The sequence below is a fragment of the Patiriisocius marinus genome (genome assembly GCF_008974325.1).
Taxonomy (GTDB): domain Bacteria; phylum Bacteroidota; class Bacteroidia; order Flavobacteriales; family Flavobacteriaceae; genus Patiriisocius; species Patiriisocius marinus.
Genome location: NZ_BKCG01000004.1, coordinates 165,005 through 178,960, shown reverse-complemented (window position 1 = coordinate 178,960; position 13,956 = coordinate 165,005). Strand labels below are relative to the sequence as shown.

At 32.8% G+C, this 13,956-nt stretch carries 16 protein-coding genes; 7 read left to right on the top strand and 9 right to left on the bottom strand.

Going from position 1 to position 13,956, the window contains the following annotated elements:
* Window positions 1-38: 38 nt before the first annotated feature.
* The 7 genes from GBH57_RS09295 to GBH57_RS09265 all read right to left on the bottom strand — a co-directional run bounded on the left by GBH57_RS09295 (window position 39) and on the right by GBH57_RS09265 (window position 5,772).
* The gene (locus GBH57_RS09295; protein WP_151674217.1) at window positions 39-389 is read right to left on the bottom strand and encodes a hypothetical protein; all 351 of its coding nucleotides are present in this window, start codon (window positions 387-389) and stop codon (window positions 39-41) included.
* Window positions 390-572: 183 nt separating this feature from the next.
* Window positions 573-1,739, bottom strand: a complete 1,167-nt coding sequence (locus tag GBH57_RS09290) for a cupin domain-containing protein (protein ID WP_151674216.1) — start codon at window positions 1,737-1,739, stop codon at window positions 573-575.
* 31 nt (window positions 1,740-1,770) lie between these two features.
* On the bottom strand, window positions 1,771-1,965 hold the full coding sequence (locus tag GBH57_RS09285; protein ID WP_151674215.1) for a hypothetical protein: 195 nt from the start codon (window positions 1,963-1,965) through the stop codon (window positions 1,771-1,773).
* A gap of 82 nt (window positions 1,966-2,047) precedes the next feature.
* Complete coding sequence (locus GBH57_RS09280) at window positions 2,048-2,425, bottom strand: LuxR C-terminal-related transcriptional regulator (RefSeq protein ID WP_151674214.1); 378 nt, start codon at window positions 2,423-2,425, stop codon at window positions 2,048-2,050.
* 55 nt (window positions 2,426-2,480) lie between these two features.
* On the bottom strand, window positions 2,481-3,107 hold the full coding sequence (locus GBH57_RS09275; RefSeq protein ID WP_151674213.1) for a response regulator transcription factor: 627 nt from the start codon (window positions 3,105-3,107) through the stop codon (window positions 2,481-2,483).
* Window positions 3,104-4,969, bottom strand: coding sequence for a sensor histidine kinase (locus GBH57_RS09270; RefSeq protein ID WP_151674212.1), 1,866 nt, complete (start codon window positions 4,967-4,969; stop codon window positions 3,104-3,106). Before GBH57_RS09270 ends, GBH57_RS09275 begins: the two co-directional genes overlap by 4 nt.
* Before the next feature lie 26 nt (window positions 4,970-4,995).
* Complete coding sequence (locus GBH57_RS09265) at window positions 4,996-5,772, bottom strand: hypothetical protein (protein ID WP_151674211.1); 777 nt, start codon at window positions 5,770-5,772, stop codon at window positions 4,996-4,998.
* Window positions 5,773-6,309: 537 nt separating this feature from the next.
* Between GBH57_RS09265 and GBH57_RS09255 the strand changes: the two genes are divergently transcribed.
* Complete coding sequence (locus GBH57_RS09255) at window positions 6,310-6,696, top strand: pyrophosphohydrolase domain-containing protein (RefSeq protein WP_151674209.1); 387 nt, start codon at window positions 6,310-6,312, stop codon at window positions 6,694-6,696.
* 59 nt (window positions 6,697-6,755) lie between these two features.
* Here GBH57_RS09255 and GBH57_RS09250 read toward each other — a convergent pair whose 3' ends face one another.
* Window positions 6,756-7,823, bottom strand: a complete 1,068-nt coding sequence (locus tag GBH57_RS09250; protein WP_151674208.1) for a branched-chain amino acid aminotransferase — start codon at window positions 7,821-7,823, stop codon at window positions 6,756-6,758.
* 115 nt (window positions 7,824-7,938) lie between these two features.
* Between GBH57_RS09250 and GBH57_RS09245 the strand changes: the two genes are divergently transcribed.
* The 3 genes from GBH57_RS09245 (at window position 7,939) to GBH57_RS09235 (ending at window position 10,127) form a co-directional block, all read left to right on the top strand.
* Window positions 7,939-8,457: a DUF4920 domain-containing protein gene (locus GBH57_RS09245; protein ID WP_151674207.1), complete on the top strand. Its 519-nt coding sequence runs from the start codon at window positions 7,939-7,941 to the stop codon at window positions 8,455-8,457.
* A gap of 1 nt (window position 8,458) precedes the next feature.
* Window positions 8,459-9,127, top strand: coding sequence for a tRNA (5-methylaminomethyl-2-thiouridine)(34)-methyltransferase MnmC2 (gene mnmC2 / locus GBH57_RS09240; RefSeq protein ID WP_151674206.1), 669 nt, complete (start codon window positions 8,459-8,461; stop codon window positions 9,125-9,127).
* Between the two features lie 91 nt (window positions 9,128-9,218).
* Complete coding sequence (locus tag GBH57_RS09235) at window positions 9,219-10,127, top strand: TIGR01777 family oxidoreductase (protein ID WP_151674205.1); 909 nt, start codon at window positions 9,219-9,221, stop codon at window positions 10,125-10,127.
* A gap of 67 nt (window positions 10,128-10,194) precedes the next feature.
* Here the strand turns inward: GBH57_RS09235 and GBH57_RS09230 are convergent, their stop codons facing one another.
* Window positions 10,195-10,878, bottom strand: coding sequence for a YceI family protein (locus GBH57_RS09230; RefSeq protein WP_151674204.1), 684 nt, complete (start codon window positions 10,876-10,878; stop codon window positions 10,195-10,197).
* A 154-nt stretch (window positions 10,879-11,032) separates the two neighbouring features.
* On the opposite strand from GBH57_RS09230, the gene GBH57_RS09225 reads away from it, so the two are divergent.
* The 3 genes from GBH57_RS09225 (at window position 11,033) to GBH57_RS09215 (ending at window position 13,955) form a co-directional block, all read left to right on the top strand.
* The gene (locus GBH57_RS09225; RefSeq protein WP_151674203.1) at window positions 11,033-11,587 is read left to right on the top strand and encodes a nucleotide exchange factor GrpE; all 555 of its coding nucleotides are present in this window, start codon (window positions 11,033-11,035) and stop codon (window positions 11,585-11,587) included.
* A 78-nt stretch (window positions 11,588-11,665) separates the two neighbouring features.
* Window positions 11,666-12,778, top strand: coding sequence for a molecular chaperone DnaJ (dnaJ, locus tag GBH57_RS09220; protein WP_151674202.1), 1,113 nt, complete (start codon window positions 11,666-11,668; stop codon window positions 12,776-12,778).
* A 250-nt stretch (window positions 12,779-13,028) separates the two neighbouring features.
* Entirely contained in the window at window positions 13,029-13,955 is a 927-nt protein-coding gene (locus GBH57_RS09215; RefSeq protein WP_151674201.1) for an ABC transporter ATP-binding protein, read from the top strand.
* Window position 13,956 lies beyond the last annotated feature (1 nt).

Here is a 13,956-nt window from a genome sequence, read left to right as displayed (position 1 = left end):
TATCTTCGGGCTTTTTCTATTTCGGTTAGTTAGTTGAATTATATATGCAATAAGTAATTAAGACAAGAAACATCACTTTCAATATTAAATGAACCGCTCCAAGTATAAGGATTGTCTCCACTTTCTGAAGCTGTAAATGAGTATGTTCCGGGAGAGAGTGTTCTTGTTATGTTTCCGGAAGATCCGCATCCTGGAGAGCTAGAACTAATTGCTGTGATTGTACCTACATTACTTCCGTTTATATAAACTGTAATGGGTTCGCCTTGAAAGTTTGACCAAAATACAACGCGATTGTCTATTTCGATTACTGGAGTTGCTGGTGGATCATCTTTTTCACATCCTGTTAAAAATAATGCTAGTAGCACAAATAAGGGTAGTAATTTTTTCATTGTTAGAAAGTTTTAAATTTATAACAGTAAAATTACTAGTACATTAACTTATTTGAAATACCCAATAGCGGGTATATTTTAACTGAAATATGCTAGTTTTATAACGAAATCAAGATAATTAACCTATCCTAATTAAATTTTAATTTAGTTAATAATAGTCGCAAATAAGGGAAACATATGTTTTTAGCTAACTTCTAGTAAGCCTAGCTTTGATAATTCCTGTGCCATTAGTATACTACTTTCTTTATCAATAGAACTGGGAATATCTGCTACTCGTTGAGGAGTAGTAAAACTGAAAAGTGCACTTAAAAATGATTCGGCAGCCAGCGGCATTGTAAGTTGTAAGTCATAAAACTTTATAGAAAATACTTCTTCATTTTGGGAAATACGGATTTTATGTTTTTCCTTGAGTAATATTTTAGAGTCGCCATTCAATGCATGGACGTCTAACATTTGAAGTAAATGTCCTTTAGAGATTGATTTTTGTCTACTATAAAAATCATCAATTAATTCTTCGTCTTTTTCTAAGGAGTTGATAATTTCTTTTAAAGCATCAATAACCTCAGTTTTTTCTTGATTGTAGTTAATGTTGGGTAGTTCGTGTAATTTTGTAAAACGCCTTAGAGCAAGGTGGTTTTTACTTCTTTCTAATAACATTTCGCCTAAATGTTCTGCCCAAGTTTTTCCTAAAAGTCCAGTTGTGATATGCCCGCTATTTTCGTTTGTGCAATATGCATCATGAACTATACCGCGAGGCACATAAAGTACATCTCCTTGGTGTAGTGTAAACTCATCTTCTATTGGTCCAGGCTCAAAACCTTCTTTTACGAAAGCGTTAGATTTATCTGCCAAAGGCATTGCATTATTATAAATACGCCATGTTTTAGATCCTTCAAACTGGAGGATAAATACATCGTGAGAATCGTAATGTGTGGCAAACCCTTGTGCGTTTTTTGGGGTTAAGTAAATATTAGATTGAGTTCGGTGTTTAAAAAAAGATTCAAACTCATTTGTCAATCTACGACAACCCTCAATTTTGTGTTCGAGGTTACTCATTACTAAAGTACAACCCGCTTCAAAAGATTTTACAAATTTTAGAGGATCAATTAGATCACTATTTTTTACAGTATATGATTTAGGGTCTGGTACTTCATCAAGTGAGTGGTCTACTAGCCTAAAGTTAGGATGATGGTTTGATACTGTGTAAAACATTTTATCTAAATCTTCTACAGTCAAAACATCTTTAAATGTTTCCCTATTATTTTTTCTAATTACGAGATGTTTTTTCTCGTAGTAGTTTGTAAAAAAGTCTTCCAATGTTATTGGAGCTAATATTTCTTGTAATGTCATAATTGAGCGGGTGTACTTAGTGAGAATTTTACTAGTCAGAATCTACGCAGGCAGATCCACTACCTACGTTGTCAAATGAATTTGCATCTGTACAACTAGCTGGATCAGAAACACAAGATCCCATTGCTAGTGATGAAGCAATTAACGAAGTAAAAACTACTTTTTTGAATGTGCTGGATTTCGAGACGTTAGTGACCTCAAAATCAGTCTTTTTTAATTTAGTCATAATTGATTAGTTTTGATTAAGGTCAAATCTACGGTTATTTATTTTTTTATAAAATAACCATTAATGGGTAGTTTTTTGTCAATTAAAGTTCTCCTTTTACATGTTCGCTTGCAATTACTTTCAATTGCCTAGTGCCTTTAATTCCAAGCTTTTTTATAATATTTTTTCTATGGGTTGACACTGTATTACTGCTAATAGAGAGTGTTGTTGAGATTTCAGTTGATTTAAAATTACATCCTATTAGTTTGAGAACTTGGAGTTCTCGTTTAGTTAATGAAGCGTGTTCTGATGTACTGTTTTTTATATATAGAATTTTTGAAACAAGTTTTCTGATTAACAATTTGTCTTCAGCTATTTTTTCTAAATGGTTTAGTACATCAAGTGTTTCAGCTAAGGTTAATTGTCTATCTTCTTTTGAAGATCTATTAAGCAATTTTTTTATTTTTAAATACGAAGTCATAACTCAAAAATACTTAGTACCTAAACCATATAAAATACCCACTGTTGGGTACTTTTTAAAAATCGTATTTTTTTTCGATGGAGTACCTAAGCAATTCACCTTTACCTTGAAGACCTAATTTTCTAATCATGTTTTTACGATGTTTTTCTACTGTTGAAACAGAAGTAAAACGTAAAGCTGCAATTTCATTACTCGATTTACCTTGCCCAATCATGAGTAGAATTTCCTTTTCACTTTTAGATAGCAGTGTTTTTTGTTGCGTTGTGGTGACGGTTTCAGTTAAAAATTTTGGATTGATATTTTTATCGTAAAAAGTTCCGCCTAGGTGTACTGTTTTTATAGCATTTAAAACTTCTTCTAAAGGAGAGTTTTTTAATAAATAACCAGTTGCTCCTGCAGCAATCATTTGTTGAATAGCTTCTTGTTGATCAAACATACTAAACCCAATAATTTTAGTTTCAGGAAATTCTTGTTTAATAAGCTTCGTTGCTTCTATACCGTCAGTTTTAGGCATCTTAATATCTGTAATTACTACGTTTGGTTTGTTTCTTCTTACAATGCGCAGTAGTTCTTCACCGTCATTTGCGGTACCTATTATTTTTATATCGATTTCGTATTTTAGTAATAACTCAATACCGTCGATTAGTGATTGATGGTCTTCTGCAATGGCTATTTTTATCATAATGGTATGTCTATTAATATAGAAGTTCCTTTTCCTGGAAATGAATCAACTTCCATTGTTCCTTCAAGATGTTCAACGCGTCTTTCGATACTGCTAAGTCCCATACCGTTAGTACTATTTATAAATTCTGAAATATTAAATCCCTTCCCATTGTCCTCTACTATGATAGAAAGGAGTGATTCGTGTTGGGTAATGTTAATACTAGCTTCGGTTGCACTCGCGTGTTTTACAATATTTGTAATTAACTCTTGTATAATTCTAAAAATGGTTATTTCTAAACTATTGTCTAATCTGTTTTCTAAACCAAAATCTTGTAGTGCAACTTCGAGATTTCCGTTTATTGAAACATTGTCAGTTAGTTTTTTAATGGCAGGAAGTAATCCATTTTTAGCGATTACACCACTATTTTTAATATGTGCCATACTTCTAACTTCGGAATACGCGTCATCCAGAAGTATTTTTGTTTTTTCAAATAGTTCATCCATCTCTAAGGCTTTATCCTTGTTTTTTGAAATATGATCAAACTGTAGTTTGGCTGCTGCAAGTGTTGCGCCTACGCTGTCGTGAAGGTCGCTAGCAACGCGTTGACGTTCTTTTTCTTGACCTTCTATCATTGCATTAATAGAAGTGATTTCCTGCTCTTTTAATATTTTTTCAGTTTTTTGAATTTCGATTTCTCTTTGTTGTTCGGCAATACGTTGTTTTCTTTTTGTGTTGCGATAAATTAAAAATGCGATAATACTTCCCAATATTAATAGGGAGCCAAGTGCAATAAGTATATAGCGTTGTTTCTGATTTGCATTTTCTATTAAAACTATTTCCTTCTCTTTTTCGGCAGACTCATATTTTACTTCTAATTCGTTGAATAAATTGTTTTGAGCAGCTTCTTCGATTTCAGCCATTGAAACTCGATATTTCATGCTTTCATCATAAGCACTCAAGAAATCTCCACGCACTGAGTCTATTACTGATTTTTGATAATGCCCTAGAGATTTTGTTTTCAAATCAATACTAGTGAATAAAGTTGTTGTTGCATTTTTTCTGAATATTTCTGCTTTTTCAAACTTTTCTTCTTGTAAAGAAATTCTCGACATAAAGCTATTAATTTGGTTTAATCTAGTCCCTTTATAGCCATATGGTATTGAGTCTAATGCCTGTTTTGCGCTATTTGCATAATACCAAATACTATCCTGTTTTTGTACTTCTTCAAAATAACTTGCAAATACTGTTTGTGAAATACCTCGCAAGTAAGGGTGATCATTTTTCTTTAAATAATTAGAGAGTTTTTTATAAGAATTTTGAGACCATTGATCTACATCGTAGTTTTTAAAGTTTAAAATAAGATTGAAATAATGATAATATGCTTCTTCATATTCATCATACACTATCTGTTTGTAATCTTCTAAAAAAGGTACATATGTTTGATTATTGTATAGGTAGTTAACTCTGTGAAGTGTTAAAATACGTTTTAATGATTCACCAGTCAACAATTTATTGTCCAGTTTTTTTGCAATTATCAAAGCTTGTTTGTAATTATCAATAGCCTTAATATTTTTGTCTAGTGAATTGTAGAAAAAATAATCACCCCAATTAATGTAATAAAGATAATCTCCAATACCATTGTCATTAGGTTTAGTTATATTTTCTAAACTGCTGAAATTTTCATTGCTTATTTTGAAATCTTTTAAGAATTCAATTTGCCAACTTGCCAAAGCTTTGGCTTTCTTGGGTAATAGAGAGATTTGTGTTTCAGCTTCCTTTAAGTTGTATAGTCTAAGGTTGTTCACAAATTCATTGCTTTGCGCTGTTGTAGTAGACAGCGCAAAGAAGAGTGTGCAGAGTAGTATATATATTCTAATCATAAACAATTGTGAAAGCTAAAAGCAAGTTACATAATATATATGTCTGATGTTTTTTGCTTACACTTAGGGTCATTACGACGGCTTTTGTTGCTAGATATGCCTAATGTTATTTCCGCTAGTTGTTTAGTGTTTTCTAAAGATTTTTCTATTGAAGTATTGTTATATTTTAATGTGTTATTTATTTGATCATTTATTATAAAGCCAGCACTTTCTAACATTAATAGCGTTGATTTATCTTTCCACATATCATCATTAGTAATCACAATTTCCTCGCCATCTCTATACATATGGTTTTCATCTAAAATTAAAGCTTGATTTTCAAACCTGGTTCTTCCTGCTCCAGAATACTCTTGGTCAATGAGTTTTTTCATTACTTGAGTTTCAAATATATCACCTTCGTTTAGGGTAAGAGAGAGGGAGTTATCTAGTTCAATTGTTTTTTCTTGACAAGAATTTAAAGGCTGTACACTAACAATTAATTCAACAACTCTTTTGGTTGAAAAATTCTCAACCATAAACTCCTTCATGGATTCTTCTCCATTATAAATATTAATACCAATAATTTCCGAAATCCCCATGGTGATAGGCCCTGTAAAATTTTGAAGTTTAACTCTAATTGAACCTACTTCAAAGCTTCCTTCATAAACTTTATTACTATCTTTTGGTAAAAATTCAGCAAATAAAGTGTAGTGAGTTCCATGGGATGCTTCGCTAAAAATGGGATTTAAACTTGCTTGAGATTTTGAAGTTGGGTGGTTGTGGTTTCTTAAAATTAAATTGAATCTGTGGTTTTCATGTGCCATAATACGGTTTGTTAGTTTGATTATTAGTGCAATTAATAAAAAAAACCAAATGAAAGCCATACCCGCTAATGGGTATATTAATTATTAAATACTAGCAAAAAATGCTAAATGGAATTGCGAAATAGTTGGTTAGTTTTAGTTCTGCAATTCGAATCTACTTTTTAAAATGTAAAAATCCAACTTGTAGAAAACAAGTTTTTATTGTAAGTATAGATGATTAGAAAAGAGGTGTTTACTGCTTGAGTAAGTATTTAGCGCCAACGAGTAAAGCTATGAAAACTAGAAAACCAACAAGCACCCAAATGCTACCTTTGTAGTATTTTCTATGGAGTTTGATGTCTTTTCTATAGCTAATGATCATTAAAATCACGAAGCCAATAACAAAAAATAAAGCGAAAATCCATTGGCCTGTACTGAACATATTTGTGTAGTTTTATATTTGTAAAAATACAACAGAAATCTAAAATAAGTTCCTAATGGGTGATTTGATTGACATGTGTTAAGTCATTAATATTTCGGAATAATAAAACTTAAAGAATGAAAGATAAAATTGCAGCGGTATTAGAATTTCATAAAGCCTTTGGTGCTGGTATTAATTATGAGCCAACGGCAGATATTGGAGAGAAAAGAAACCAACTTAGGTTTGATTTAATGAAAGAGGAAAATGAAGAATACCTAGAGGCAGCAAAAGATGGGGATTTAGTTGAAGTTGCAGATGCGTTAGGAGATATGCTATATATTTTATGTGGGACCATTATTGAACACGGTATGCAGGATAAAATTGTTGAGGTTTTCAACGAAATTCAGCGCAGTAATATGAGTAAACTAGGGGAGGATGGAAAACCTATTTACCGTGAAGATGGAAAAGTTTTGAAAGGACCAGATTACTTCAAGCCAAATATCAAAAAGGTTTTAGAATCTTAAGCATTAAAAAAAGCCTTAATAAATAATTATTAAGGCTTTTTAAATTTGGAATTGTTTGTTTAGATTTTAACTCTCCAGCTAAAAGGATCTTCACTTACATTATATTGTATGTCCATTAAGTCATTTTTAAACTTAGTAGCATAACTATCATCTTGTTTGTCAATATCGTAAACAACATCTTTGTAGGAGAAGGCACTAACAGGACTAATGACAGCTGCTGTTCCACTACCAAAAATTTCTTTTAATTCGCCAGCTTTTGCAGCATCTACTAATTCAGTAACTGTTAGTTTTCTAACTTCTGTGTTGATACCTGCTCTTTCGGCTAGTTTTAGAACACTCTTTCTAGTAACACCATCAAGAATACGATCACTTGTAGGCGCTGTGATTAAAGTGTCATTTATTCGGAAAAACACGTTCATTGTTCCAGCTTCCTCTAGGTATTTATGTTCGTTAGAGTCTGTCCAAATAACTTGGTCAAAACCTTGCTCTTTAGCTAAATTAGTAGGGTAAAACTGAGCTCCATAATTACCAGCAGCTTTTGCAGCACCAACACCGCCATCTGCAGAGCGGCTATATTCCTCAGCTATTACTACACGAACATCACCAGTGTAATATGCATTTACTGGCGCCATAATGATCATGAATTTGTAAGCATTTGAAGGAGATGCAGATACACCTACCTGTGTGCTTATCACAAAAGGTCTAATGTATAATGAGTTTCCTCTTCCTGGTTGAACCCAGTCTTTATCAAGAGCTACAAGTTGTTTTAAGGCTTCCATCATAATTTCTTCAGGAAACTCAGGTATCGCCATACGTTTAGACGATTTGTTTATACGTTCTATGTTTTGTTGAGGTCTGAATAAATGCACATCTCCATTGTCATCCTTATATGCTTTCATTCCTTCAAAAACAGCTTGGCCGTAATGCAATACTTTTGCTGCTGGAGACATTACTAAATTCCCGTAAGGTTTGATAGTAGGTGTCTGCCACTCACCATCCTTAAAGTCGCATTCAAACATATGGTCTGTGAAATTAGCGCCAAATGCTAGGTTGTTAAAGTCAACATCCTTCAGTTTAGAAGTGTCGGCTTTAATTACTTTAATTGCTGGTGTTGTTATGTTGTTCATTTAGTTAATTGTTGTTTTTGCAAAAATAACGATTTTTTACCCTACATAAAATCCAAAATTTTCCTAAAATTGCAGTATATTAATTAACAATATTAATTTTGAAAATAGTAGTAACATGAAAAAAATATTTATCACATTACTAATAGCTACAGTGCTTGTAGCTTGTAGCGACTCTAAGCAAAAAGATGTTGAGGTAGCAACTGAAACTATAGCGGCTAATTATGATTTTTATGGTGAAAAAATCACAGATAAAGAGGTGTTGTCTGCTGAAGAGATGCTGGCAAAATATAATTCGTTAAAGCCAGGAGATACTATAGACGTTAAGTTTAGAGCTAAAGTGAACGAAGTTTGTCAAGCAAAAGGTTGCTGGATGCAAGTTGCAATTGGTGATGATACCGAGGCAATGGTTAAATTTAAAGATTACGGATTTTTTATGCCTACAGATTTAGGAAATGAAGAAGTAATAATGGCAGGAAAAGCATTTGTTGCAGAGATGAGTGTTGATGAACAACGTCATTATGCAGAAGATGGAGGTAAATCGAAAGAGGAAGTTCTTGAAATCACTGAGCCAAAACGAACATTATCTTTTACATCTTCAGGAGTTTTGATTCCTAAAAAGCAGGAAGTAGAATAATTTGAAGCGTGAATTTCTAAAAACAGGTGATGGTTCTACGACTATTCACTTGCCAGATTGGGATGAACAATATCATTCTAAACACGGTGCAATCGCTGAAGCAAATCATGTGTTTATTGCCACTGGTTTGTATCATTTTTTAAAGCTAAACCCTTGTGCTGAAATTTCTATTCTTGAAATAGGTTTCGGTACAGGGTTAAATGCTTTATTGACTTTGCTTGAAACCGAAATTTTAAAAGTAAAAATAAACTACACAGGCGTTGAGGCTTATCCTATTTCTAGTGATGAAGTTAAAGGACTTAATTACGCTGAACAACTTGAAATTTCAGATACCATTTTTCAACAGTTGCATGATGTTAGTTGGGAAGAATCTGTAGTAATAAATTCAAATTTCAGCTTAAAAAAGAACCAAGTTTTTTTTGATAAAATTTCAGAAAAGAACAGCTATCAATTAATTTATTTTGACGCTTTTGGCGCTAGAGTACAACCTGAATTATGGACTGAGGAAATATTTCAGATTATGTTTGAAGCACTAAAGCCTAAAGGTGTTTTAGTAACTTACGCAGCAAAAGGTAGTGTAAGAAGAGCAATGCAAGCAGTTGGTTTTGTGGTGGAGCGTTTACCTGGACCTCCAGGAAAAAGAGAGATGCTAAGAGCTACAAAATCTTGATATTTTAAGACAAACGTTATTTTAATCCTAATAAGGAGTTAAACATGATATCAGTGAAGTGAAAAGTGCTTAATTTTAAGTAAAAAATAAAATGAAAGTATTAATAACGGGTGCAACAGGACTTATAGGTACACAAATCACTAAACTACTTTTAGAGCAAGGTATTCACGTTAATTACTTAACAACGCGTGAAGAGAAAATTAAACATGAGCATAATCATAAAGGATTTCTTTGGTCGCCTAAAAAAGGTGAAATAGATGTAGCTTGTTTTGAAAATGTAGGGAGTGTTATTAATCTTGTTGGTGCTTCAATTTCTGAACGATGGACAAAGTCGTACAAGAAAATTATACTTGAAAGTAGGACTGAAACGGCGAATTTACTTTATACTACATTACAGAGAATAGACCATAATGTGCGTCATTTTATAAGTGCTAGCGGAATTAGTATTTATCCAAATGATGAAACACATTTATATACTGAAGAATCAACTGAAGTTGATAAAGGTTTTTTAGGTGAAGTGGTTGTTGCTTGGGAGGCAGCCGCAGATCAATTTGCTACACTAGGGATTGATGTGGCTAAAGTTAGAACAGGTGTCGTTTTTGCTAAAAAGGAGGGGGCGTTTCCAGAATTATTAAAGCCTGTTAGATTAGGTGTTCCGGCACCATTAGGTTCTGGTAAACAATGGATTTCTTGGATTCATATTGATGATATAGCAGCAGTGTATGTTTATGTTTTAAATAAATCACTTGTGGGTGTTTACAATGCTGTTGCACCTACAGCTGTAAATAATAAGAAACTTACAAGATTATTAGCTAATACTTTAAATGTACCAATGTTTTTGCCTAACGTTCCTGGTTTTATGCTCAAGCTTGTTTTAGGGGAAATGGCAGTATTGGTCTTAGAAGGACAACTTGTTAGTTCTCAAAAATTAGAAAAACACGGTTTTATATTTAGATATTACAATGCAGAAAATGCAGTGAAAAACCTTTTAAAAAAGTAATAATTTTGGGTAAAACAAAAAGCCACTTCAATTTGAAGTGGCTTTTTTTAAAGAATTTTTTTTATAATTACTTAGCAGCAACTATACTTACTTTAAGTTTCATAGCATCATCAATAAATTTATCTCCTAAGTTGTCAAAGATAGATTTAGAACCATAGTTGATTCCCCATTGAGTACGGTCAATTTCAAACTGCTCGCTTTTAATCATAACTGCATTTTTATTTTCCTCAACAGTTACAGGAATACTTACAGGATTAGTTTTGTCCTTAATAGTTAAGTCTCCTTCTAAAACGGTCAATCCATTTTCAGATTTTACAGCTGTAATTACAAATTGTGCAGTAGGGTATTTTTCAACGTTAAAAAAATCACCTTCTTTACCTTCAACAGTTCCCATTAAGTGAGCTTCTAAGCTTTCTTTGCCATCTCCAGCTTCTAGGTCAGTTACAGTAATTGACTTCATGTCGATTGTAAATTTACCCCCAGTAATTGCTCCTTTGTCAATATATACAGCTCCTTCGTTTATAGCAATAGTACCAGTATGTGTGCCTACAGGCTTACTTCCTTCCCAAGCTATAGAAGAATTTGCATTTTTCACAGTGTAAAGATCTCCAGAGTCAGTAGCTCTAAAATCGTTTGCAACTTCAGTTACTTCTTCGTTTAAAGTGTCAGTATTCTTTGCATCATTTTTACAAGCAGTAAAACTTACTGTTATAAGCGCTAAAGCAAGAATAGTTAAGATTTGTTTTTTCATTATTTGTTTGATTAGAATTGAAATGCAAAATTACAATTGCTAAACGGAGCAAACTCTTAACAAACTACTAAATTTTAGGAGTGACATTTTGACAAAATAATATTAATGGCAGTACATTTGCATCCCCTTACAAAAATGAAAAATTATCATAATAATGAGTGAAGAAACTAAAAATACAGATGCTGCTTTAGAAGGAGAACTGTTAAATGATGTTACGATAGATGAAGGAAATACTGTAGATGAGGCTGAAGCCGAAATGTCAACAGAAGAAAAATTAAATCAAGAATTACAACAAGAAAAGGAGAAGTTTTTACGTCTTTTTGCAGAGTTTGAAAATTATAAAAAACGAACTTCAAAAGAGCGTATGGAGCTTTTTAAAACTGCGGGACAGGAAGTTATGGTTTCTATGTTGCCAGTTTTAGATGATTTCGAAAGAGCGTTAAAGGACTTTAGCGATGATAAGGATGATGTTCACGTTCAAGGTATGATACTTATCAATAATAAGTTAAATGAAGCTTTAAAGCAAAAAGGTTTAACTGTTTCAGAAACTGCTGTTGGAGATACTTTTAATGCAGATCTTCATGAAGCAATCACACAAATTCCTGCACCTTCAGATGATATGAAAGGAAAAATCATTGACATCATTGAAAAGGGATATGCTTTAGGTGATAAAATAATTAGATACCCTAAAGTTGTTATTGGGCAGTAATTTCTAGCCGAAATATTAATAAAACATTATGGCTCTTTTTTTTAGAGCTAATCAAAACGTTGCATAGAAAAGATTTTTATGAAAGAAGATTTTTACGACATATTAGGAATATCAAAAAACGCTACGGCTGCCGAAATTAAAAAGGCATATCGTAAAAAAGCTATTGAGCACCACCCTGATAAAAACCCAGATGATTCTACTGCTGAAGAAAAGTTTAAAAAAGCAGCTGAAGCATATGAAGTTTTAAGCGATCCTAATAAAAAAGCGCGTTATGATCAATATGGTCATCAAGCTTTTGAAGGCGGAGGCGGAGGTGGCTTCGGTGGAGGTATGAATATGGATGATATATTTAGTCAGTTCGGCGACATCTTTGGTGGCGGCGGAGGTGGTTTTGGAGGCTTTGGCGGTGGCGGCGGTCGTCGTACTGTAAAAGGTTCAAACCTACGTATTCGTGTAAAACTTACACTAGATGAAATAGCAAATGGTGTAGAGAAAAAAATAAAAGTAAAACGTAAAAAAGTAGCGTCAGGTACAACTTACAAAACTTGTTCAACTTGTAATGGACAAGGGCAAGTGGTTAAAATACAGAATACTATTTTAGGACGTATGCAAACTTCAGCTACTTGTAGTACTTGTGGTGGAGCAGGACAGATGGTTGATAGTAAACCTACAAATGCTGATGCGCAAGGAATGTTAGCTACAGAAGAGACTGTGAGTATAAAAATACCTGCAGGAGTTGTTGATGGAATGCAATTAAAGGTTTCTGGAAAAGGAAATGATGCTCCAGGTAATGGTATTTCTGGTGACTTATTAGTTGCTATTGAAGAAGTTCCACACGAGTTTTTACAACGTGAAGGAGATAACCTTCACTATGATATGTACATTAGTTTTTCTGAAGCAGCTTTAGGTACTTCAAAGGAAATAGAAACAGTTACTGGTAAGGTTAGGATTCCTATTGATAGTGGAGTGCAAAGTGGAAAGATTTTACGTTTACGTAAAAAGGGAATTCCATCAATTAATGGGTACGGAACAGGAGATTTATTAGTTCATGTTAACGTTTGGACACCTAAAACGTTAACAAAAGAACAAAAAGAATTTTTCGAAAAAATGAGCAATGACAGCCATTTCGAGCCGAAACCTGAAAAAGAAGACAAATCTTTTTTTGAAAAAGTTAAAGATATGTTCTCATAATTAACGTTTCATTAAGAAAATTTATTATATTTGAATATCACTACTTCTTAAGTGGTGATATTTTTCTTTTTCATAGCAATTTTTTTCCCTCTTCCTGCTTGCAGGGAGAGGGTTTTGTTTTAAAGCAACTTCTCAATTTACATTACAATGTAACAAGATCAATAATTTAACTACTAACTATAAATACTGTTAGAAGTGCAATAATTTTACGTTGCTATTTTGATACCTTTACAACACATATATCTAATCAATGGAATATTTATTACAAGCAAATAATGTGTCTAAATCCTTTGGGGAATTTAAGGCATTAAACAATGTTACTATCCAAGTACCAAAAGGAAGTGTTTTTGGACTTTTAGGACCAAATGGAGCAGGAAAAACAACTCTTATTAGAATCATTAATCAAATTACTATGCCAGACACTGGTAATGTAATTTTAGATGGCGAACCTTTACGTCCAGATCATATTCAAAATATTGGTTACCTGCCAGAGGAACGTGGTTTGTATAAATCAATGAAAGTAGGAGAGCAATGCGTATATCTCGCTCAACTTAAAGGCTTAACTGCTAACGAAGCTAGAAAAAGACTGATGTATTGGTTTGAACGTCTTGAAATTGGTGACTGGTGGAATAAAAAAATACAAGAGTTAAGTAAAGGGCAAGCGCAAAAAATTCAGTTTATTGTGACAGTAATGCACAACCCTAAACTATTAATTTTTGATGAACCATTTAGTGGTTTTGATCCTATTAATGCTAACTTAATTAAAGATGAAATATTAAAACTTCGTGATGATGGAGCTACGGTAATATTCTCAACACACCGTATGGAATCTGTAGAAGAAATGTGTGATCATATAGCCTTGATTCATAAATCAAATAAAATTCTTGATGGGAAGTTGTTAGACATTAAAAAAGCTTATCAATCTAACACTTTTGAAGTAGGTTTACTGACTGACAATAAAGAAGCTGTTTCAGCAGCATTGAAAGAAAAGTTTGAAATAACACCAACAACATTTAAAAGTATTAACGACGAATTACAGTATAAGGTTAAAATACCTCAAACGCATTCGGCAAACGATCTTGTAAGTTTTTTAACAAGTTACGGGCAGCTTAATCATTTTGTTGAAGTAATCCCTTCTGCAAACGATATTTTTATTGAAACGGTACAAAAAAACTAAG

Bases quoted from the DNA above. Each gene is read 5' to 3' on its own strand.
- GBH57_RS09215 (WP_151674201.1), top strand. From the start codon at position 13,029: ATGGAATATTTATTACAAGCAAATAATGTGTCTAAATCCTTTGGGGAA.
- GBH57_RS09255 (WP_151674209.1), top strand. From the start codon at position 6,310: ATGAAAGATAAAATTGCAGCGGTATTAGAATTTCATAAAGCCTTTGGT.
- GBH57_RS09225 (WP_151674203.1), top strand. From the start codon at position 11,033: ATGAGTGAAGAAACTAAAAATACAGATGCTGCTTTAGAAGGAGAACTG.
- GBH57_RS09235 (WP_151674205.1), top strand. From the start codon at position 9,219: ATGAAAGTATTAATAACGGGTGCAACAGGACTTATAGGTACACAAATC.
- GBH57_RS09285 (WP_151674215.1), bottom strand. From the start codon at position 1,965: ATGACTAAATTAAAAAAGACTGATTTTGAGGTCACTAACGTCTCGAAA.
- dnaJ (WP_151674202.1), top strand. From the start codon at position 11,666: ATGAAAGAAGATTTTTACGACATATTAGGAATATCAAAAAACGCTACG.
- GBH57_RS09230 (WP_151674204.1), bottom strand. From the start codon at position 10,878: ATGAAAAAACAAATCTTAACTATTCTTGCTTTAGCGCTTATAACAGTA.
- GBH57_RS09275 (WP_151674213.1), bottom strand. From the start codon at position 3,107: ATGATAAAAATAGCCATTGCAGAAGACCATCAATCACTAATCGACGGT.
- GBH57_RS09245 (WP_151674207.1), top strand. From the start codon at position 7,939: ATGAAAAAAATATTTATCACATTACTAATAGCTACAGTGCTTGTAGCT.
- GBH57_RS09265 (WP_151674211.1), bottom strand. From the start codon at position 5,772: ATGGCACATGAAAACCACAGATTCAATTTAATTTTAAGAAACCACAAC.
- GBH57_RS09295 (WP_151674217.1), bottom strand. From the start codon at position 389: ATGAAAAAATTACTACCCTTATTTGTGCTACTAGCATTATTTTTAACA.
- GBH57_RS09270 (WP_151674212.1), bottom strand. From the start codon at position 4,969: ATGATTAGAATATATATACTACTCTGCACACTCTTCTTTGCGCTGTCT.
- GBH57_RS09280 (WP_151674214.1), bottom strand. From the start codon at position 2,425: ATGACTTCGTATTTAAAAATAAAAAAATTGCTTAATAGATCTTCAAAA.
- GBH57_RS09290 (WP_151674216.1), bottom strand. From the start codon at position 1,739: ATGACATTACAAGAAATATTAGCTCCAATAACATTGGAAGACTTTTTT.
- GBH57_RS09250 (WP_151674208.1), bottom strand. From the start codon at position 7,823: ATGAACAACATAACAACACCAGCAATTAAAGTAATTAAAGCCGACACT.